Consider the following 21,469-nt stretch of genomic DNA (forward strand, 5'->3'; position numbering starts at 1 on the left):
CAGGATACTTGGATAGCGTTGTATCGATCCTTGGACAGCGGCCAGCGTCAGCCTACCAAACCATATTTACGGATCACTTGGTCCAGTCCCAAATAACCCATCCTGCGGCTTGCATCAGCGGTAGTGATGCTTCAGGTGCCCGGTCAGCGTGGATCGCTATGGCTACCATGCCGGTCGCTCTCGTCACCGCAACAAAGATGTTGTGGAGTTGTGCCTTACGTACCGGGTCAGTCACCATATTTGCAGCCTCTTGTCCTAGAAGGTAGGGGATTAGTTCACTGAGGTCGTAGCGCTTGTTGACACATGACTCGAGCACCAGCGTCGCTAGATGCGTTTCGCCCTTGACGCCTGCAATCGTCGACAGATGAAGGTCAAAAGACTTGCCGTAGGCATCAATGCGCAGGGTGTTAGCCCCGCCAGGCCGTACAGCAAGTGGGGCCCTATCGTCGGCTTCAAACTCCGTCTCAGCGACGTTTGGCACCTGCGCATCCAACTCGATAAGGGGCTCGAGTCCCGTCAACAGTCGTTCTAGCGAGGTATCCCAAAGCTCCTGCGTTTCGGTGGCGTACTGGCCTTCGACGATGTCGAGCACGACGCGGTTCACGGCCTGCAGGGCTTGCGAGTCTTGATGGAGGTCCCTCCGCAACTGGGACCAACCAACCAAATCGCGAAGATCGGGGCGCCCGCAGTGTCTCAATAGCTTCAACACGGCAAGTCGCGCGCTGCCGGTACGCTTCGTTACATCCCCAGCGGTGTACTCGACTGTGCCTGCCTCACGGACGAGCCTGCAGATCGTTGATCGAGCGCCCGCAGGGCGGCTCGCGTCAATGACAAAGTCCGGCACATAGTCCTTGATGTGCCTCCCGACAGGCTGTTGCGCATTGCCTTCGCGCTTGACGCCACAGACTGCCTTGATCGGCCGTGAAGCTAGCTCGTTGGGAGCGAAGTTTTCGGCGGCCCATGTGCCAAACCGTTGAACCACGCTCTGTATCGTTGCGTCCGAATACAGGATCAGTGCAGGCTGCGCAACTGCTCTACCGCCACTGCCTTCTATGTGTCCGCCCACAAGCTTCAAGCGATTGGCTACATCCGCAATTAGGGGACCGAAGCGCAGGCTGGACGAAACCTCAAAGAACCCCGGTTTTGGGAAAGCGTGCGCATGGGTCCCGGCTCCTCGGATCAGGATCGCTTGGTTGATGTCCCCAAAGCGCTGAATGATGGCGTCTCCTAGGAATGCGTTGCTGAGCACGTCCAGTTGTAGGTCACTGGTGTCCTGCATTTCATCCATAAAGACCAGCGGGAAGCGATGGGCAATAGTGTCGTCTAGGGTCGGAGCATACTTCAGCGCCCTTTCTGCGAACGCAAACATGTCGTCATAACAGAGCCAACCATCCTTGGTAAGGCGGTTTTTAATCCGCTTGAGGGCATCGATGGTTTTGCCATTCGCAGGAAGTGCTGTCCGTGCGCTTGTGGTCAACGTCAGTTCGGGGCCACTGAATCGAATTCCTCGAATCGCGCTCGAACGCTCCCACTGAAATTTTTGTGGGAAAAGCCACCCTTTAACATCTACGTCCTTCTTTGCCAAGCTTAAAAATCTATCTCCGTACGCATCGTCATCAATCTCTTTTAGCTCGACTCCCCTCGCTCTAAGCCAAGGGATTGCCAAGTATTTGTTGATGAAGGTCTGGATGGTTCCGATGTAATGTGGGTAGGCCAGAAGTGCCTCGCCGCCAGGAAGGCTCAGAAGCCGTTGTTCGATTTCCTGCTTAGCCACGTTAGTGTGACTGAGAATACAGATTCCGCGATTCGCGTAAGGCCACTTTCGCGATAATAAGGCGAGTTTTGCCCCGAGCAGCGTTGTTTTTCCACTCCCAGGAACCGCCTGAAAATCTGCCGACTCCATGTGAAGCAAAGCCCTGATTTGGTCATCGCGATCAAATGACAGCTGGGGAAACCATTTGCCTAACTGCTTTAGGTCCTCAACATTTAACTGCACTGGCATCAGAGCGGCTCCAAGTGTGGCATAAGATGATTGAAGGTATTCGCTAAATAAGGCGGAAGCTTGTTGAAGAGCTCTTCACCCTTGCCACAATGCCCATTCCTGAGAAGTTCGGCCGCATATTGTGCTGAGATTGCTTTCGACAATCCATCTGCGAGCAGCTCGTACGCGTCGATGGCTATTGCTTCGTTTGCGCCTAGAGCTTCATCTTGTTCTTCGAGAAACTCCTTTGCCTCTTTCATGGTTTTGGCGCGTACTTCGGCTGTTAGTATTCCGTCCGAATTTTCGGCATCAGCGAGTTGGATTCCGGTGAACATCGCATCTCTGCAGCCAGAGGTCAAAAGGTCATATTCCAACGTCCACTTGTCGGAAACGAACACTTTCGTGTTCCCGCCTGCTGCTCGATCCACGCGCGCTTTGACGTGAGCTGCAGCCTCTTCACGTGAGAAGTCTGCTTCCTTCCGATTGCTGTGCTTCTTTCGTCCCTTCGGCAAGGCGACACCGGCTTTCTCCTTGTCCAATCGTCCTTGGACGTAGGCTACGCCATCTGGAACAATGTCCCGGTCGGTGACGCAAGCCACTGGAATCGGAACATGTGCACCTGTGAGGCTCTGAAAGATTCGGGCATATCGAAACAACCCCACTGATCCGACATTCACGACGGAAATACCGTTGGCCGTGAAAGAGCGACCGCAGGCCTCGGCAAGAGCCGGCAGCAAAAGCTCTTCTGCAGGTCCTTCGACGATCAGCACACCTCGCGCGAAAAACAGATTGGCTTTAGTCACGTCCAGGAACCTGGACAGGTACTTATAGTCGCTGTCATCAAGCTTTGTTTCATTCTTGCGCAAAGGAAAAGTTTTGCCTTTGCAGACGAGAATGACGTTCTCCACCGGAGCGCTAGCCGCGATATTCGGGCTGTGCGTGCTCAGGACGATTTGGATACCGTCTTTGGCGGCTCTCGAAGAGAGCATTTCCAGCACACGAGCTTGAAGTTGAGGATGGAGATGGGCTTCCGGCTCTTCAATAAGAAGGAGCGCGAGTTCCATGCCCGTGCCGAGCAAGAGCAGCTCGGTGGCCATGAACAGTACGTTGTTGTAGCCCAGACCCCGCTCGCAGGCCTCCGCATTGCCAACAGGTGAGGGGGCATCTAGGGTGAGCTCCATCTTTTCCAGCAATTGCACGAGAGAGGGCTCGGAGGCCATCTGGATGTCAGACAGCAGAGGTGCATCTTCAAAGCTCAACTCATTGAGATAGCTCTTGTTGAGCTTATCCCTGACATCCTTGATGATCGGGAACCCACTGATACGGTGCTGAGCTTGTGCCATGACCTCGACGAGGGTGTTAGGAATCACGTCGGGGTTCTTAGGATCAAATTTGTTGATCCCATGGTTTTTCATGGCCTTTTGAGCCCGGAGCACTTGGGAAAGCCTCGAGCCCTTCTTGGGGCGAAGCTCGGATACAGCATCTCTCAATGGCTTGAGATAAGTGGCGCGAATTAGGTCTCGGGCTGCTGCTCCGATTTCCGGGCCGTGGCCGCCGGCACCTGAATTAGTACGCACTATCGGCTGCAGGCTGCGGCTCTCCGTCGTATCGGTTCGTCTACGAGCGCGAAGGTGGATGACGAGATATGGCTCTTTATCGCGCTCAATGGTGAGCCAATCGAGTAGCGCAGCTTTCTGGTCCTTGGACAGACCGCCAAACTCAACCTCGATGCTTAGCTCTTCGGCGCGAGCGTCCTTGAATACGTGAAAGTCTAGGTCGTCGATGCGCAGGTAATCGTTGCTAGTTGTGGACAGGGCGTATCGAAGGGCATCCACGATACTGCTTTTACCGGCATCATTCTCGCCAACGAGGACGTTCAGGCCTTGGTTGAGAATCAGGTTAAGGTATTTTCCATCTTTCTCTGTCCCGAATGCTCGGAAATTGCAGGCTGTAATCCGACGAACGTACATGTTCCCCCCAGTCTTTTAAGTTCCTTAGTGTAACGGAACTTCCATTAGTCTAATGAGGAAGACCCTTGCGCTAGCGACAGTCAGTCATCCTTGCATGACTGCTAGAAGATCTAAAGGCAGTTGATCGCGGATCAAGTATGGACGTCAGCAAGCATTAGGAAGCAGGCGTAGAAGGACGAAGCTTTCGCGGCTGTCTCGTTGCGAGGATCTTAGATGCGTAAGTGCACGACTCAGGGCTACATTACCGTTTGTCGAGGCGTTCCCGGGCGTTAAAGGACTGCCAGGTCGAGCGCGCAAACGTTCAGGTAAGCTGTATGCCGATCGAGCCTATAATCATGAGCACGTCCAGCTTGGCTGCGCCGACTGCAGTATGAGGCATGGCCTTCCCCCACCAGCTCGGACACTTTCGATAGGTATGATGTCCCTATCGGAGGTATTACATGGCACGTGAAAGACGGTTGTTTTCAGAAGAGTTCAAGCGAGAGGCAGTCAAGCTGGTAGGCCAGCCTGGTGCGAGCAAGGCGGCAATTGCGCGAGACCTGGGCATTGGCGCGAACCTGCTGGGACGGTGGTGCAGAGACGCCAACGTGGATGCAGAGGTCACAGGCGGGAGCGAGAAGGTCTCAAGCCAGGAATATGAGCGCATGCGGCGCGAGCTGGCCAAGGTCAAGACGGAGCGCGACATCTTAAAAAAGGCGCTCGGCTACTTCGCAGCCGACCTCAAGTGAAGTACGGCTTCATCGCCAAATATCGAACCATCTGGCCGACGCGGACGATGTGTCGTCTACTCGGCGTATCGAGCAGCGGCTTTTACGACTGGTTCGGCCGGCCAGTGAGTGCGCACGAACGCGAGAATGCGCAGCTGCTCAAGGCCATCAAGCATAGCTACGAAGCCAGCGATGGCACATATGGTTCGCCGCGCGTAGTGCGAGACCTTATCGATGCTGGCTTCGCTTGCAGCGAGAATCGCGTAGCACGGCTGATGAAAGCAGCTGGCATCAAGGCTCGGCATAAGCGTCGCCGTGCACCAGGCCAGCTTGACGCGCCGATCCACGCCATTGCGCCCAACTTGCTGGACCGGCAGTTTGAAGCGACAGGCCCGAACCAGAAATGGGCAGCTGACTTTACCTATGTATGGACTGGCGAAGGCTGGCTGTTTGTCGCTGTTGTCCTCGACCTGTACTCGCGGCGTGTAGTGGGCTGGTCGATGCAACCGACAATGACGGCACAGCTGGTAATGGATGCCCTGCTGATGGCTGTTTTCCGTCGTGGCCGTCCTCGGGCAGTGCTGCATCATTCCGACCAAGGCTCCCAATACACCAGCGAAGACTTTCAGCGCTTGCTCGAGTCTCACGGCATCGTTTGCAGCATGAGCCGTCGTGGCAACTGCTGGGACAACGCTGCAATGGAAAGCTTCTTCTCGACGCTCAAGACCGAGCGCCTGAGCAAAAAGCACTACCGGACCCGAGATGATTTACGCGCTGACGTGTTCGACTATATCGAAAGGTTCTACAATCCACGCCGGCGTCATTCCACTATCGGCTACATCAGCCCGGTACAGTTTGAAAATCTAAAATGCGCCTAACGGAAGTGTCCGTGACGATGAGGGAAGGCCAGCAGTAGCTTTACGTCAGATAGAGGTAGAGCTACTGCGAACTACGTGAGAACGCTGCGAATTCGCTGCGAAGTTTTCTGAGACGCTGCGAAGTATTCTGAGAACCTACAAGTGTTGTTTAGACCACCGAACCGAGCTTGAAGATCGGCAGGTACATCGCCACCACCAGGCCGCCGATCAGCACGCCCAGGATGACCATGATCATCGGTTCCATCAGCGAGGAGAGGGCGGCGACGGCTTCGTCGACCTCGTCTTCGAAGAAGTCGGCGACCTTGCCCAGCATGCTGTCGAGCGCGCCGGATTCCTCGCCGATCGCCACCATCTGGGTCACCATGCTGGGGAAGACGTTCGAGTTCTGCATGGCCACGGTCAGGCTGGTACCGGTCGACACTTCGGTCTGGATGCGGCGGGTGGCGTCGAGGTAGACGGCATTGCCGGAGGCCCCGCCCACCGAATCGAGCGCCTCGACCAGCGGCACGCCGGCGGCGAACATGGTCGCCAGCGTACGGGTCCAGCGGGCAATGGTGGCCTTGCGGATCACGTCGCCGAAGACCGGCACGCGCAGCAGCAGGCGGTCCATGGTCTGCTGCATCTTGAGCGAGCGGCGCCAGGACTGGAAGAAGAAGTAGATGGCGGCGGCAATGCCGGGGAAGATCAGCCAGGCCCATTCGACGAAAAATTCCGACATGCCCATCACGATCAGGGTCGGCCCCGGGAGGTCGGCGCCGAAACTGGTGAACACCGATTTGAAGGCCGGCACCACCCAGATCATGATCACGGCCACGACGATGAAGGCGACGGCGAGAATGGCGATCGGGTAGGTCATGGCCGACTTGATCTTGGCCTTCAGCGCCAGCGTCTTTTCCTTGTAGATCGCCAGGCGGTGCAGCAGGTCTTCCAGGATACCGGCCTGTTCGCCGGCGCCGACCAGGTTGCAGAACAGCGGGTCGAAATAGCGCGGGTACTTGCGGAAAGCGTTGTTCAGGCTGGTACCGGTCTCGATATCGCCGCGGATGTCGAGCAGGAGCTTGGACATCGACGGATTCGCGTGGCCCTTGCCGACGATATCGAAAGCCTGCAGCAGCGGCACGCCGGCTTTCATCATCGTTGCCAGCTGGCGCGTGAACATGGTCAGGTCCTTGTCGGTGATCTTCTTGCCGGAGCGGTAGATCTTCTTCTTGACCTTGGTGACCATGATGCCCTGGCGGCGCAGGGTCACGTTGACGATCGCCTCGCCGCCGGCACGCAGTTCGCCACGGACGGTCTTGCCGGACTTGTCCTTGCCTTCCCAGGCGTAGACCGCTTCCTTGACTTGGGCACCGCCGCGGGCGCGGGTGGTGAGGGATGTTGCCATAGTAATCCTGTCAGTCGCTTATCTAGTCACTACTCGTTGGTACAGCCAAATACTTCCTCGATACTCGTCAGCCCCTGTTTCACCTTCATCAGGCCCGAGCGGCGCAGCGAGTTGACGCCGTCCTTCTCGGCCTGCTCGGCGATCTGCATCGAGTTGCCGTTCGCGAGGATCAGCGCCTCGATTGCCTCGCTGATCGGCATGATCTGGTAGATGCCGACGCGGCCCTTGTAGCCGGAGCCGAGGCAGCGTTCGCAGCCCACCGGGCCGTAGGGCTTCCAGTCGCCTTCCAGGTCGCTCTCGCGGTAGCCGGCGGCCAGCAGCGCTTCGGGTTCCATCTCGACCGGCTGCTTGCAGGTGCACAGGCGCCGTGCCAGGCGCTGCGCGGTGATCAGGATCACCGAGGAAGCGATGTTGAAGGGGGCCACGCCCATGTTCATCAGGCGCGTCAGGGTCGAGGGCGCATCGTTCGTGTGCAGGGTGGAGAACACCATGTGGCCGGTCTGCGCGGCCTTGATCGCGATGTCGGCCGTTTCCAGGTCGCGGATCTCGCCGACCATGATGATGTCGGGATCCTGGCGCAGGAAGGACTTCAGCGCCACCGGGAAGGTGAGGCCGGCCTTGTCGTTGACGTTGACCTGGTTCACGCCGGGCAGGTTGATCTCGGCCGGGTCTTCCGCGGTCGAGATATTGATGCCCGGCTTGTTCAGCACGTTCAGGCAGCTGTACAGCGAGACGGTCTTGCCCGAGCCGGTCGGCCCGGTCACCAGCACCATGCCGTAAGGGCGCGAGATCGCGTCGAGCAGCAGGGCCTTCTGGTCGGGGTCGTAGCCGAGCGCGTCGATGCCCATCTGGGCCTGGGTCGCGTCGAGGATACGCATGACCGTCTTTTCGCCGAACAGCGTGGGCAGGGTGCTGACGCGAAAGTCGATGGTGCGCGTGGCTGAGAGGATCAGGCGCATGCGCCCGTCCTGCGGCACGCGCTTTTCCGAGATGTCGAGCTTGGCCAGCACCTTGATGCGCGAGACCAGCTTGTCGCGGATCGACAGCGGCGGCATCGCATGGTCGCGCAGCACGCCGTCGACCCGCAAGCGGATGCGGTAGAACTTCTCGAAAGGCTCGAAATGGATGTCGGAAGCGCCCAGCTGCACCGCGTCCAGCAGGATTTTGTTGAGGAAGCGCACGATCGGCGCGTCTTCGACATCGTTGGTGGACTCCACCGGTACCGCGCTTTGCTCTTCCTCGGCGAATTCGATGTCGTTGTCGTCGCCGGCCAGGTCGCCCAGACTCTCGTCGGCGGACTTGGTCAGGCTCGACAGGAGCGCCAGCAGGGCGTCGTGGGCCACGATCACCGGCTCCACTGCCGCTTCGCTCTGGAACTTGATCTGGTCCAGGCCCTGGGTATTGGTCGGATCGGAGATCGCGACCGAGAGTCGGTTGCCGCGCTTGGCCAGGGCGATCACGCGTTGCGTCGCCATCAGCTTGATGTCGATCGCGCTGGCCGGCAGCGAAGCCAGGTTGAAGTTCGACAGGTCGAGCAGCGGATAGCCGAAGGTCTCGGCGCAGAACACGGCGAGCGACTGGGCATCGATGCCGCCGCTGGCGAGGAGTGCGTCGATGAAGCTGCTGCGGTCGGCGACGGCTTTCTTTTGGCAAGCATCGGCTTGCGCCGCGCTCAAACGGCCGACCTGCACCAGCGCACGCGCCAAACCCGACATCGGTGTGCTTGAGGTCGTGTTCGGGAGGACTGCTGCCATAAGAACCGTAAAAGTAGAGGAGCGACTGAAGGCGGCGCCTGGGAATAACCGGACGCCGGACTCTTTGGATGATGCCTACAGGCATTCCTTTTGTAAAGCATTTAGGTAGCGCAAGATGCGTACACACCACGGAGACGAATATGCAAGACGCCTCAGGGACAGGATTCTGTTGGCGTTTCGCCAGCAGATGTTAGCGACGCATCAACGAGTGTGGACATCGCGATATCGATGATGCAAAAAGAATAATGGATGAGCCGGCTTGCCTTGATGGTGCGGCGCGCCGGCCATGGGGCAAAAAAAACAGCGCCCGCAGGCGCTGTTTTCCAGGAGCTGTCCTTCGATCAGCGCAGTGCCAGCGGAGCCGGGCGCGTCGCGACAGCCGGGGCGCCGCCGTGTTCGGCCAGCTTGAACACCGACAGGGCGCCGGTCAGCTGGCCGGTCTGCTCGGTCAGCGATTCGGCGGCGGCCGAGGCTTCCTCGACCAGGGCCGAGTTCTGCTGGGTCATCTCGTCCATGCTGTCGATGGCACGGCCGATGTCCTCGATGCCTTCGCTCTGGCGCTGGCCGGCTGCCGAGATCTCGGCCATGATGTCGTGCACCTTCTTGACCGAGTCGACGATCTGGCCCATGGTCACGCCGGCCTGGTCGACCAGCGCGCTGCCGGCATTGACCTTCGAGACCGAGTCGCCGATCAGTTCCTTGATTTCCTTGGCCGCCGCGGCGCTGCGCTGGGCCAGGTTGCGCACTTCGCCGGCCACGACCGCGAAACCACGGCCCTGTTCGCCGGCACGGGCCGCTTCGACCGCCGCGTTCAGCGCCAGGATGTTGGTCTGGAAGGCGATGCCATCGATGACCGAGATGATCTCGACGATCTTCTTGGCCGAGGTGTTGATGTCGCCCATGGTGCTGACGACGCCACCCACGACCTGGCCACCGCGGGTGGCAATGTCGGTCGCGCTCACCACGAGCTTGTTCGCTTCGTTGGCGTTGGCGGCGTTCTGGCGCACGGCGCCGGTCAGCTCGTCCATCGCACGGGCGGTGCGTTCCAGGCTCGCGGCCTGCGATTCGGTGCGGCCGGCCAGGTCGGCATTGCCGCTGGCGATCTCGGCGCTGGCAACGGCGATGGTCTCGGCCGAGCCCTTGATTTCGGCAACCATCGTCGCCAGGCGGGCGCGCATGTCCTTCAGCGCCACCAGCAGGCTGGCGGTATCGCTCGGTTCGGTACGGATATCCATCGCCAGGTCGCCGGCGGCCACGGCACGGGCGATTTCGCGGGCATATTCCGGCTCGCCGCCCAGCTGGTGCCAGATGGCGCGCACGACGAACCACGACACCAGTGCCAGCGCCGCCACCACCACGATGGCGGTGAAGATCATGGTCCAGAGCACGCGGCTGACGTTGTTGGCGCTGCTGACGATGCCGGCCTTGAACTGTTCCTTGGCCTTGGCCTGGGTCTTTTCCAGGTCGGCGTTCAGGGCCGCCAGCGTGCTTTGCATTTTCGGCACCACGGCTTGCGGGTCGCCTTGCTCGAGTTCGAGCATGATGCGCGCGGCCGACAGCGCCGGCGCATAGTATTCGTTGAATTCCTTCAGCAGGCGTGCGCCGTTTTCGCGCTGGCCGTCGATCTGGCCGAACTGCTGCAGGTGGGTGCGGACCTTGTTGGCCTGCTCGCCGACTTGCTCGATGCGCGCCTTGTCGCCTTCGGACACGGCGTCGCGCAGACCGTCGGTGATGTCGCCGATCTCGAGCGTGAGAGCCTTGGATGCGTCAAGCACCGGGTAGTCGGTACGCTCGGTGGAATTGATCGACTCCAGCGCGTCGTTCGCGATCATCGCGGACACGCCTACGCCGAGGCCGAAAATCAGGGTCGAAATGACCGGTAGTGCCCAGATTCTGCGCTTGATGCTCATATTTCTCGTCTCTCTCGTCTCGCTACTAACAATACACAACTGACAATGCCCGCTTTCCTACGTACTAAGCCCTGGCGGCTCATGGAGCGGCCAGGGCGGCGTTCAGGAAGCGGGCTTCCAGTCTTGTTTACGGCGCGGTGAAGACAACCTTGACGGTGGAATCGACAGCGCTTTTCTCCATATAGCCGATTGCCTTCGGATTGCCGGCAACGGCAGCCTTCACGGCGGCGCTGTTGGCCACTTGCGCGGGCATCGTGGCCTTGCCGGTGAACACCAGCTTCGACCACAGGGCCTTCGCTTGCGACGCATCCTTGTCGGTCACCTTCTTGTAGAACTCGCCACGGATGGCGGCGTCTTCAGGCTGGTCGATCGGGGTCATGCTGCTCGACTTGCCGAGGAAGAACTGGGCAACCTGGTCCTTCGACATCGAGGCTTCGGCGGCCTTCGGGTTCACCACCACCACGACTTCGGCGAATGCCGGGATCGAGGCGGACAGGGCGAGGGCTGCAACAGCCATGGTCATTGCGTTTTTCATGGCGTGCTCCTTAGAAAACGAAGTCGAGGGCGACTGCGCCGACGGTGATGTCGCGCTGGAAACCAGGCGCGGCGTTGATCAGCAGGCCGTTGCCGACGGCCGGCTTGACGCGGTCGATCTGGGCTTTCAGCGCCATCGAGTTATGGAAGTCCCAGCGCATGCCGAGCGAAGTGGTGCTCTGTTCGCCCTGGCCGGTGCCGTAGTACGGCAAGCCGGCGACGTAGCCGCGCAGCGTTGCCATGGTCGGGGTACAGGCGGCCGGGTAGCCGGCCGGGCAGGCCGCTGGCACGACGTTGGTCGGGAAGTCGTCGATCTTCAGCTTGCTCTGGATGAAGTACGGCAGGACCTTGCCGAAACGGTAGCCGCCCATCACGTACCACGAGGTGGTCGAGGTGACATAGCTGTTGTTCTTGCGCTTGGCAAATTCACTCTGGGCGACAATGTTGTTCCAGTCCATGGTCAAGCCCACCGAGGTGAACGAGCCATCCTTGTCGATCGGGGTAAGTTGATCAGCCAGCGTGTTCAGTTGTGGCATCCGGTAGCCGGTACCGGCAGCGCGCAGGTTGTTCAGCAGGTTACTCAAGTTGCTCGAACCCGTGATGGTAATCTTGGCGTCGACGCGGCTGAAGCGGGCCGTGAACGGACCATGTTCGGCCGTCAGGTTGACGCTCGTCGTATGGTTTGCCTCGGCAGTCACGCCACCGACGATCTTCGCCTGACTACGGCCGAAGCCCACGTTACCGGTAATGGTGGTGTCGCCGAAGCTCTGCTGGTAAGTCGCATCGATGCCGTCCAGGGCGCTATACGGTACTTGCGAATACATCTCGACGGGGGCGCGCAGGAAGTTGTTGGCGTAACCTACGTTGCGGAAGTCCGAAATCATGAACGTCGGCATGGCGGTACGACCAATGCGGAAGCTGAAGTGATCATTGACACGGACTTTTGCGAAGCCCAACGACAGTTCGGCACCGAAGTCGTCCTCCGCGTCGCGGCGCACGAGGCCCTGGCCGGTAAAGGACAGCCAGCTATTGACGCCGATGTCAGCCTGCAAGCCGAGGTTCGAGTCGACGCCAGTGCTTGGGGAATTCCTCTTGGCGCCGGAAGCCTGATTGGCGCGGCCAAATTCGGCCTGGTCGGTATTGCTGAAGGTCAGGGCGCCGGTGCCGAAGCCACTGATCTTGACAGTCGGTGCCGTCAATTCCTGGGCGAAGGCCGACGAGAGTGCCAGCGGCAGGGCCAGCGCGACGACGATAATCTGCTTATTCATAAGACAACCTGTAACAGATGCTGCGTTTATAAGATTTAGTTCTTGTTGTGGTACGTCAGATCGCTCGGAAGCGTGAATTGACGGAAATGATTGTATCCATGAGGCAAAAGTGCTGACAAGCAAAAGAGCACCGATTCCAGGCAAATAAGGCCAGGAGGCGGTGCTCTGTTGTGTGGCTGAAACAGTAGAATCAGTAACCGATGTTTTCTCTACAAGTTTCGATTTCGTATTGGTAAGAGATCAGTTCCACCAGTGCGTGGTCGAGCCCATCGGCGGCAGGCGCGCCTGGGTTGCCTCGTGCACGAGGCCGGCCCGCACCGCCTGTTCGGCGGTATAAATACGGGCATTGCCGAACAGGTGGGGGCGGATGTCGCACGCTTCCGGCGCGCCGCGGGTGGCCTCGTCGAAGATGCTGGCGTAGCGCTCGGCATCGAAGTCCAGGCATTCGCGCCATTCCGACACGCGCGAATGGTCGGCCGCCACCAGGTTGCCGAAGCCCCAGTGCAGCGGGTGGATCAGGAAGCGCGAGCCGGGGCAGGCATAGCGGCGCTCGCCGGCAAGGAAAATGACGACGCCCACGGATTCGACGCTGCCGATATTGAAAGTGGACAGCGGAATGGGGAGCGATTTCAGGAAGAAGTAGAGCGCAAAGCCGGCTGTCATGTTGCCGCCCTCGGAAGACATGTGCAGCTCGATTTCGCTGGCACCGCTTTGCAGGGCTTGCAGGCACATGTTGCGCACGCTGCAAGCGGAACTGGCGTTGATGGGTCCGATGAAATGAACGATATGCAAGGACATTGGCGCTCCTGTCGTGTAGGCACAGGATAACAAGTTTCGCGCGGGGGGTGCGCTCGGCAAGGCCGAGCGTCGGGGTTGCTCGGCAAGGCCGAGCGTCGGGGTTGCTCGGCAAGGCCGAGCGTCGGGGTTGCCCGGCAAGGCCGAGCGTCGGGGTTGCCCGGCAAGGCTACCGGTAGGGTGGACGGGTCCCCCGTCCACCCTACGGATGCGGCAAGCATTCTGCTACCGCTTCCGTACCCTCTGTCAGTGAGACACTAGCTGCCCCGGTAAGTGGAATACGACCAGGGCGTGACCACCAGCGGCACGTGGTAATTCTGCGCCGGGTCGGCCACGCCGAAGGCGATCGTCACGCGGTCGACGAAGCGTGGCTCGGGCAGGGCGACGCCCCGGGCGGCGAAATAGTCGCCCGCGCCGAACACGAGTTCGTAGCGGCCGGCGCGCAGGGTCTCGCCCTCGAGCAGCGGCGCATCGCAGCGGCCGTCGGCATTCGTGCGCGCCTCGGTCAGCAGGCTGCGGCCCGTCTCCGTGACGGCATACAGCGCAATCGCCACGCCGGATGCCGGGCGCCCGTGCGCGGTGTCGAGCACGTGGGTGCTGAGTTTGCCCATCGCTTCTCCTATATGTTGGTGGTGAACGACGCTATTGGCGGGATCATATACCGATGACGATCCGACAATATATGATCCTCCATATACCCATCATCCCGCGGCCGTCACGGCTTGCCGAATCATGAACCCTGACTACCCACGCGACCTGGTCGGCTACGGCCGCAATCCTCCCCACGCGCGCTGGCCTGGGGGCGCGCGCATCGCCCTGCAGTTCGTGCTGAACTACGAAGAGGGCGCGGAAAATTCTGTCCTGCACGGCGATCCGGCTTCGGAGACATTTTTATCCGAAATCATAGGGGCCCAGGCTTTTCCGATGCGCCACATGAGCATGGAGTCGCTCTACGAATACGGCTCGCGCGCCGGCCTGTGGCGCCTGCTGCGCCTGTTCGAGGAGCGGGAGTTGCCGCTGACCGTCTTCGGCGTCGCCATGGCCTTGCAGCGCAATCCCGATGCGGTGGCCGCCTTTCGCGAGCTCGGCCACGAGATCGCCTGCCACGGCCTGCGCTGGATCTCGTACCAGAACGTCGACGAAGCGCTTGAACGCGCCCACATGGCCGAGGCGGTGGCGATCATGCGCGAGCTGACCGGCGAGGCGCCGCTCGGCTGGTACACCGGTCGCGATTCGCCGAACACACGCCGCCTCGTGGTCGAGCACGGCGGCTTCGCCTACGATGCCGACCATTACGGCGACGACCTGCCGTTCTGGCAGAACGTGGCATACCAAAACGCCGACGGCGTGCGGGCGGAGCGGCCCCACCTGGTGGTGCCCTACACGCTCGACACCAATGACATGCGCTTCGCAGCGATGCAAGGCTTCAACTCGGGCACGCAATTTTTCGACTACCTGAAGGACGCTTTCGACGTCCTGTACGCGGAAGGCGATCCGAATGGCCTGGATCGGCCTAAAATGCTGTCCATCGGCCTGCATTGCCGCCTCGCCGGCCGTCCGGCGCGCGCCGCTTCGCTGGCCCGCTTCCTCGACTATGTGTTGCAGCACGACGCCGTCTGGGTCACGCGCCGCATCGACATCGCGCGCCACTGGCAGGCCACCCATCCCTACCGTGGCTGATATATGAATGTTCTGATAAGCGATATCTGATTAATGCCATAGTAGGAGCGGGCTCCGATCGGGTACTCTTCATGCTGGACCAATCCGAGACAAGCATGGCTGAACCGATTCGTTTTTATTTCCGCAACGCCGTCCACGAAGTGACCGACGTGGCACCCACGCAAACCATCCTGCAGCACCTGCGGGAGGACCTGCGCTGCACCGGTACGAAGGAAGGCTGCGCCGAAGGCGATTGCGGCGCCTGCACGGTGGTGGTCGGTTCGCTCGAGAACGGCGAACTCGAACTGAAAGCGGTCAATTCCTGCATCCAGTTCACGCCCACGCTCGACGGCAAGGCGCTGTTCACCGTCGAAGACCTGCAGTTGCCGGACGGGCGCCTGCATCCGGTCCAGCAGGCCCTGGTCGAATGCCACGGCTCGCAGTGCGGCTTCTGCACGCCGGGCTTTGCGATGTCGCTGTGGGGCATGTACCTGAAGGCGGAAGGGCAGGCACCGAGCCGTTGCCAGATCGACGATGCGCTGTCGGGCAACCTGTGCCGCTGTACCGGCTACCGGCCGATCATCGAGGCGGCAGGCCGGATGGTCGAACTGCCGCGCGCGCAATTCGACCGTGGGCTTGTGGCCGGGCAGCTGCGCGCCCTGCAGCGCGACGCCGGCGCGACGTATGTCTTTGAGGGCCGCAGCTTTTACTCGCCGCGCACGCTGGACGAACTGGTGGCGCTGCGCGCCGCCCATCCGCAGGCATTGCTCCTTGCCGGCTCGACCGATGTCGGCCTGTGGGTCACCAAGCAGATGCGCGAGCTGAACGACATCATCTACCTCGGCCATGTGAGCGAACTGAAATCCGTGCGCGAGCTTGATGCCATGCTGGAAATCGGCGCCGGCGTCACGCTGCAGGATGCCTACGCGGCACTCGGCCGCCACTATCCGGACGAACTGAAGGAACTCTGGCAGCGCTTCGCCTCGCTGCCGATCCGCAATGCCGGCACCCTGGGGGGCAATGTCGCCAACGGCTCGCCCATCGGCGACTCGATGCCCTGGCTGATCGCCCCGGGTGCGCGCCACGGTGCTGCGCGGGCCTGGCGGCGAGCGCGCGCTGGCGCTGGAAGATTTTTACCTCGGCTACCAGCAGAAGGACCTGCGGGCGGATGAATTCGTGGCTGGCCTGCGCGTGCCGCTGCCGCGTGCGAATGTCCGGTTCCGCACCTACAAGCTGGCGAAACGCTTCGACCAGGACATCTCGGCCGTGTGCGCGGCCTTTGCACTTGCCTTCGACGGCGATATCGTCAAGGACGCACGCATCGCCTACGGCGGCATGGCGGCCACGCCCAAGCGCGCCGCCGCTGCCGAAGCCGTGGTGCGTGGACGTGCCTGGGACGAAGCCGCAATGGAGGAAGCCATGGCCGCGCTGGCGCAGGATTATGCGCCGCTGTCGGACATGCGTGCGTCCAGCAATTACCGCATGAAGACGGCCCAGAACCTGCTCAAGCGCTTCTGGTTTGAAACCCGTCTCGACAATCCGCTGCCGCCGGGCGCAGTCAACGCATTCGCAGTTTCGGCAACCGCCGCGTAAGGAGATCACCATGAACGACGCAGGCGCACCAGCATTGAAAGCGGCGGCGTGGAGCGCGGTCGGCCGCTCGCGGCCGCACGAATCCGCGGTCTTGCACGTCCTCGGCCAGGCCACCTACACCGACGACATTCTCGAGACCGCGGGCACGCTGCACGCGGCGCTCGGCCTGTCCAGCAAGGCCCACGCCAACATCCTCGCGATCAACCTCGACAAGGTGCGGGCCGCGCGCGGCGTGGTCGCCGTGTTGACGGTGAAGGACATCCCGGGCACCAACGATTGCGGCCCGATCATTCATGACGACCCGATCCTGGCCGATGGCAAGGTCGAATACGTCGGCCAGCCGGTCTTCATCGTTGTCGCCGACACCCACGACAACGCCCGCCGCGCGGCGCGCCTGGCGCAGATCGACTTTGAGGAGCTGCCGGCCATCCTCACGCCCCAGGAAGCCCACGCCGCCAAATCCTATGTGGTGCCGCCGATGCGCCTGGCGCGCGGCGACGCCGAAGCCGCCTTCGCACAAGCCCCGCGTAAAGTGAGCGGCAAGCTCTTCGTCGGCGGCCAGGAGCAGTTCTACCTGGAAGGGCAGATCGCCTACGCGATTCCCGGCGAAGACAAGGGCATGCTGGTGCAGTGCTCGACCCAGCACCCGAGCGAGATGCAGCACGTGGTCGCGCACGCGCTCGGCCTGCATTCGCACCATGTCGTGGTCGAATGCCGGCGCATGGGTGGCGGCTTCGGCGGCAAGGAATCGCAGTCGGCCCTGTGGGCGGCGGCCGCCGCGATCTCGGCGCATAAACTCAAGCGCCCCGTCAAACTGCGTGCCGACCGCGACGACGACATGCTCGTCACCGGCAAGCGCCACTGCTTCTATTACGAATACGAAGTCGGCTACGACGACAGCGGCCGCATCCTGGCGGCGAAGGTGGACATGGTCTCGCGCGCCGGCTATTCGGCCGACTTGTCGGGCCCGGTCGCCACGCGCGCCGTCTGCCACTACGACAACGCTTATTATCTGTCGGACGTCGAGATCCGCGCCGCCTGCGGCAAGACCAATACCCAGTCGAACACGGCCTTCCGCGGCTTCGGCGGCCCGCAGGGCGCGATCGCAATGGAATACGTGATCGACGACATCGCGCGCGACCTGCAGGTCGACGCCCTCGACATCCGCAAGCGCAACTTCTACGGCAAAACCGATCGCAACATCACGCCTTACGGCCAGGCCGTGGTCGATAATGTCATCCACGAACTGGTGGCCGAGCTCGAGACGTCCAGCGAATACCGCGCGCGCCGCGAGGCGATCAATGCCTACAACGCCGCCAGCCCGGTGCTGAAAAAAGGCCTGGCATTGACGCCCGTGAAATTCGGCATCGCCTTCAACGTCACCCACCTGAACCAGGCGGGCGCGCTGGTGCACGTGTATGTCGACGGTTCCATCATGGTCAACCATGGCGGCACCGAGATGGGACAGGGCATCAATACGAAGGTGATGCAGGTCGTCGCCCACGAACTGGGCGTGGACATGGACCATGTCCGCGCCACCGCCACGAATACCAGCAAGGTCGCGAATACCTCGGCCACCGCCGCCTCGACCGGTGCCGATTTGAACGGCAAGGCGGCGCAGGACGCGGCGCGCCAGATCAAGGAGCGCCTCGCCGCTTTTGCCGCCACCACCTATGGCGGCGAGCCGGGCGAGGTGCGCTTCGCAGCCGACACGGTGTTCGTCAACGGCATGGAAGTGCCGTTCCCCCAACTGGTGCAAAAGGCCTACCTGGCGCGCGTGCAGCTGTGGTCGGACGGCTTCTATGCCACGCCGAACCTGTCCTGGGACGCCAAGACCATGAACGGCCGGCCGTTCTCCTACTTCGCCTACGGCGCGGCCGTGGCCGAAGTGGTGGTCGACACCCTGACCGGCGAATGGAAGCTGCTACGCGCCGATGCGCTCTACGATGCGGGCAACTCGCTCAACCCGGCCATCGACATCGGCCAGGTCGAAGGCGCCTTCATCCAGGGAATGGGCTGGCTTACCACCGAGGAACTCTGGTGGAACCCGGGCGGTAAACTCATGACGCATGCACCGTCGACGTATAAAATCCCGGGCGTGTCGGACTGCCCGCAGGACTTCCGCGTGCGCCTGTTCGAGAACCGCAACGTCGAGGACAGCATCCACCGCTCGAAAGCCGTGGGCGAGCCGCCGCTGCTGCTGCCGTTCTCGGTGTTCTTCGCCATCCGCGATGCGGTGTCGAGCGTGGGCGGGCACAGAATCAGCCCACCCCTGAACGCGCCGGCGACGAGCGAGGAAATCCTGGACGCCATCGCTGCCGTCGAAGCCGCCGTTTCCGACCGCGCGTGATGGACGACTGGCTCACTGCCGCGCTGAACGCGCCGGCCGTGCTGGTCACGGTCGCCATCGCCGAAGGCTCCGTGCCGCGCGAGCCGGGGGCGAAGATGCTCGTTACCCGTGACGGTTTCGCGGGGACGATCGGCGGCGGGCACCTGGAGCTGCGTGCGATCGAAATCGCGCGCGGGATGCTGGCCGAGGGTGCAGCCGCGCCGACGCTGGAGCGCTTCGCGTTGGGACCGAGCCTGGGACAGTGTTGTGGCGGGGTGGCGCATCTGGTGTTCGAGGTCGTTGACCGCGAGCAGATGGTGTTGCTCAATATGCGCCGCAACGAGGATACCGGCGCGTAGGGTTGGCGGCTTCGCCGCCGACGCGTCCAACCGGTGCCCGCCTTGTTGCGCCATTGCGCGAGGCCGGACTGGTGCCAACGCCATCCGGGCACCATGTCGCGAATGCACTGGCGTCTGTTGAACGCGTAGGCGGCCGAGCCGCCAACCCTGCGGGAGCGTCACAGGCCGCGGCATCCCCGACGTGGGCCCTGTTCGACGCAAACGGCAAACACATCGCCGGCGCCGCCGTCCCCGCCTTCGACCGCACCCGCGGCACGCATGTGTTCGACGACGAAACCGGCCACCGCTGGCTGGCCGACCTCGTATCGGCCCCGCGCGCCCACCTGATGCTCTTCGGCGCCGGCCACGTCGGTGCCGCGCTGGTGCGCGCGCTGGCCGACTTGCCCTGCCGCGTCACCCGGGTCGACGAGCGCGAGGAGCTGTTCCCGGCCGTTGTGCCGCCCAACGTCACCGTCGAGGCCACCGATACGCCCGAGGCGCTGGTGGAAGCCGCACCAGGCGGCACCAGCTTCCTCGTCATGACCCATAGCCACGCACTTGACCTGCGCCTTACAATCGCGATACTGTCGCGCCCCGGCACGATCGCAGACTCGACCCGTGCCGACTGGTTCGGCCTGATCGGCTCGAACACGAAACGCCGCCAGTTCGAACACCGCCTGCGCGAACGCGGCGTCGACGACAGGCGCATCGATGCCATGGTCTGCCCCATCGGCCTGCCCGGCATTACCGGCAAGGCCCCGGCCGTGATCGCCGCTTCATGCGCGGCGCAGCTGCTCACCGTCTGGGAGGCCAACGAGGCCACCAGCCACTCCCAAGTTTCTTCGGAATCCACCTGATGTCCACCGCATTCACTACCGTGCAAGCCTACCGAGCGAGCTTGCTGCATTTTCGCGCCGACCCCGCCTTTGCCGAGGATGCGTATTCCTGGCACGAGGATGGCCTGCTCGTCATCGAAGACGGCCGTGTCAAGGCGGCCGGCGATTACGCGGCGCTGGCGGCCACGCTGCCGGCTGATGTGACGCCGCTCGACTACCGCGGCCAGATCATCACGCCCGGCTTCATCGACACCCACCTGCATTATCCGCAGACGGACATGATCGCCTCGCCAGCCCCGGGCCTGTTGCCCTGGCTCGAGACCTACACTTTCCCGACCGAGCGCCAGTTCGGCGACCCGGCGCATGCGCGCCAGACGGCCGAGTTCTTCCTCGACGAACTCACCCGCTGCGGCACCACCACGGCGGTGGTCTACTGCACCGTGCACCGCGAGTCGGTCGACGCCTTTTTCGAGGCGAGCGAAGCGCGCAACCTGCGCATGGTGGCCGGCAAGGTGCTGATGGACCGCAACTGCCCGGACTTCCTGCGTGACCCGGAAGGGGGCATCGGCGAGAGCGAAGACCTGATCCGCAAGTGGCACAAGCACGCGCGCTCGCTGTACGCGATCACGCCGCGCTTCGCGCCGACGTCCAGCGATGCCCAGCTGGGCGCGATTGCGGAACTGGTCAAGGCGTATCCGGACACCTTCATCCAGACCCACGTCTCGGAAAACAAGGACGAGTGCAGCTGGGTGCGCGAGCTGTATCCGCATTCGCGCAGCTACCTGGGCGTCTACGACGACTATGGCCTGATGCGCCCGCGCGCGTTGTTCGGCCACTGCATCTGGCTCGACGACGAGGATTTCGCGCGCATGGCAGCGACGGGGTCAAGCGCCTCGGTGTGCCCGACCTCGAATTTGTTCCTCGGCAGCGGCCTGTTCGATTTCGAGAAGGCCGACGGCGCGGGTGTGCAGGTCACGCTCGGCACCGACGTCGGTGCCGGCACCTCGTTCTCGATGCTGCAGACGATGAACGAAGCCTACAAGGTCGCGCGCCTGAAGGGCAGCTACCTGCCGGCCCTGCGCATGTTCTATCTCGCCACGCTGGGCGCGGCGCGCGCGATGGACCTGGAAGGGACGATCGGCAGCTTTACCGTGGGTGCCGAAGCCGACTTCATCGTGCTCGACCCGAAAGCGACGCCGCTGCTGGCGCGCCGCAGCAGCCATTGCAATACGCTGGAAGAGCAACTGTTCGCGCTGGCGCTGCTGGGCGACGACCGGGCGATCCGCGCGACCTATGCGGCGGGTGCGAAGGTGCACGAGCGGGGTGTCGACGGTCGTGGGGCTGTTGCCTGATCCGTTATCGGTCCCTTTGATCCGCGTGGGCACGGAGTGCCTCGGCGGCCCCGCCCACCCTACGGATTGCGCCGCAGGTTCGGCCTGCGGCCTCTGTGACCCTTTTCGACTTGCGGCGCCTCCCGTAGGGTGGGCACCCCGTGCCCACGCGGATAGTGCGCACCACTAGAGCCACAGGCAA

13 protein-coding genes and 2 pseudogenes are annotated in these 21,469 nt (G+C 62.1%); 6 read left to right on the forward strand and 9 right to left on the reverse strand.

Features of this window, described 5'->3' with window-relative positions; all coding sequences use genetic code 11:
• Window positions 1-73 precede the first annotated feature (73 nt).
• Together G4G31_RS09180 and G4G31_RS09185 are read right to left on the reverse strand one after the other, a co-directional pair.
• On the reverse strand, window positions 74-2,002 hold the full coding sequence (locus tag G4G31_RS09180; RefSeq protein WP_182991167.1) for a UvrD-helicase domain-containing protein: 1,929 nt from the start codon (window positions 2,000-2,002) through the stop codon (window positions 74-76).
• On the reverse strand, window positions 2,002-3,951 hold the full coding sequence (locus tag G4G31_RS09185) for an ATP-dependent endonuclease (RefSeq protein ID WP_182991168.1): 1,950 nt from the start codon (window positions 3,949-3,951) through the stop codon (window positions 2,002-2,004). The genes G4G31_RS09180 and G4G31_RS09185 overlap by 1 nt, the downstream gene beginning before the upstream one ends.
• A 440-nt stretch (window positions 3,952-4,391) precedes the next feature.
• Here G4G31_RS09185 and G4G31_RS09190 point away from each other — a divergent pair.
• A protein-coding gene (locus G4G31_RS09190; protein ID WP_182989678.1) for an IS3 family transposase occupies window positions 4,392-5,536 on the forward strand; the annotation gives its coding sequence in 2 pieces (ribosomal slippage) (window positions 4,392-4,650 and window positions 4,650-5,536; 1,146 coding nt in all).
• A 148-nt stretch (window positions 5,537-5,684) separates the two neighbouring features.
• On the opposite strand, the gene G4G31_RS09195 is transcribed toward G4G31_RS09190, so the two are convergent.
• The 7 genes from G4G31_RS09195 to uraH all read right to left on the reverse strand — a co-directional run bounded on the left by G4G31_RS09195 (window position 5,685) and on the right by uraH (window position 13,792).
• Window positions 5,685-6,920: a type II secretion system F family protein gene (locus G4G31_RS09195; protein ID WP_182991169.1), complete on the reverse strand. Its 1,236-nt coding sequence runs from the start codon at window positions 6,918-6,920 to the stop codon at window positions 5,685-5,687.
• A gap of 29 nt (window positions 6,921-6,949) precedes the next feature.
• Complete coding sequence (gene pilB / locus G4G31_RS09200) at window positions 6,950-8,674, reverse strand: type IV-A pilus assembly ATPase PilB (protein WP_182991170.1); 1,725 nt, start codon at window positions 8,672-8,674, stop codon at window positions 6,950-6,952.
• A gap of 341 nt (window positions 8,675-9,015) precedes the next feature.
• Window positions 9,016-10,584: a methyl-accepting chemotaxis protein gene (locus tag G4G31_RS09205; protein WP_182991171.1), complete on the reverse strand. Its 1,569-nt coding sequence runs from the start codon at window positions 10,582-10,584 to the stop codon at window positions 9,016-9,018.
• A gap of 127 nt (window positions 10,585-10,711) precedes the next feature.
• Window positions 10,712-11,119, reverse strand: coding sequence for a hypothetical protein (locus G4G31_RS09210; RefSeq protein WP_182991172.1), 408 nt, complete (start codon window positions 11,117-11,119; stop codon window positions 10,712-10,714).
• A gap of 10 nt (window positions 11,120-11,129) precedes the next feature.
• Window positions 11,130-12,386 (reverse strand): hypothetical protein, encoded by a 1,257-nt coding sequence (locus G4G31_RS09215; RefSeq protein ID WP_182991173.1) that lies wholly within the window; start codon window positions 12,384-12,386, stop codon window positions 11,130-11,132.
• Window positions 12,387-12,626: 240 nt separating this feature from the next.
• Window positions 12,627-13,184, reverse strand: a complete 558-nt coding sequence (locus G4G31_RS09220) for a ClpP family protease (RefSeq protein ID WP_182991174.1) — start codon at window positions 13,182-13,184, stop codon at window positions 12,627-12,629.
• Between the two features lie 254 nt (window positions 13,185-13,438).
• Entirely contained in the window at window positions 13,439-13,792 is a 354-nt protein-coding gene (gene uraH / locus G4G31_RS09225) for a hydroxyisourate hydrolase (protein WP_182991175.1), read from the reverse strand.
• Between the two features lie 121 nt (window positions 13,793-13,913).
• On the opposite strand from uraH, the gene puuE reads away from it, so the two are divergent.
• From puuE to guaD, 5 genes and pseudogenes are all read left to right on the forward strand, one after another.
• Window positions 13,914-14,861, forward strand: coding sequence for an allantoinase PuuE (puuE, locus tag G4G31_RS09230; RefSeq protein WP_182991176.1), 948 nt, complete (start codon window positions 13,914-13,916; stop codon window positions 14,859-14,861).
• A gap of 95 nt (window positions 14,862-14,956) precedes the next feature.
• Window positions 14,957-16,433: pseudogene (gene xdhA / locus G4G31_RS09235) on the forward strand (xanthine dehydrogenase small subunit).
• A 10-nt stretch (window positions 16,434-16,443) separates the two neighbouring features.
• Window positions 16,444-18,783: a xanthine dehydrogenase molybdopterin binding subunit gene (gene xdhB, locus G4G31_RS09240; protein WP_182991177.1), complete on the forward strand. Its 2,340-nt coding sequence runs from the start codon at window positions 16,444-16,446 to the stop codon at window positions 18,781-18,783.
• Window positions 18,783-19,957 (forward strand): annotated as a pseudogene (gene xdhC, locus G4G31_RS29005) (xanthine dehydrogenase accessory protein XdhC). The gene xdhB and the pseudogene xdhC overlap by 1 nt, the downstream one beginning before the upstream one ends.
• On the forward strand, window positions 19,957-21,288 hold the full coding sequence (guaD, locus tag G4G31_RS09255) for a guanine deaminase (RefSeq protein ID WP_182991180.1): 1,332 nt from the start codon (window positions 19,957-19,959) through the stop codon (window positions 21,286-21,288). Before xdhC ends, guaD begins: the two are co-directional and overlap by 1 nt.
• Window positions 21,289-21,469: the final 181 nt, after the last annotated feature.

This window comes from Massilia sp. Se16.2.3 (assembly GCF_014171595.1).
Classification (GTDB): Bacteria; Pseudomonadota; Gammaproteobacteria; order Burkholderiales; family Burkholderiaceae_D; genus Telluria.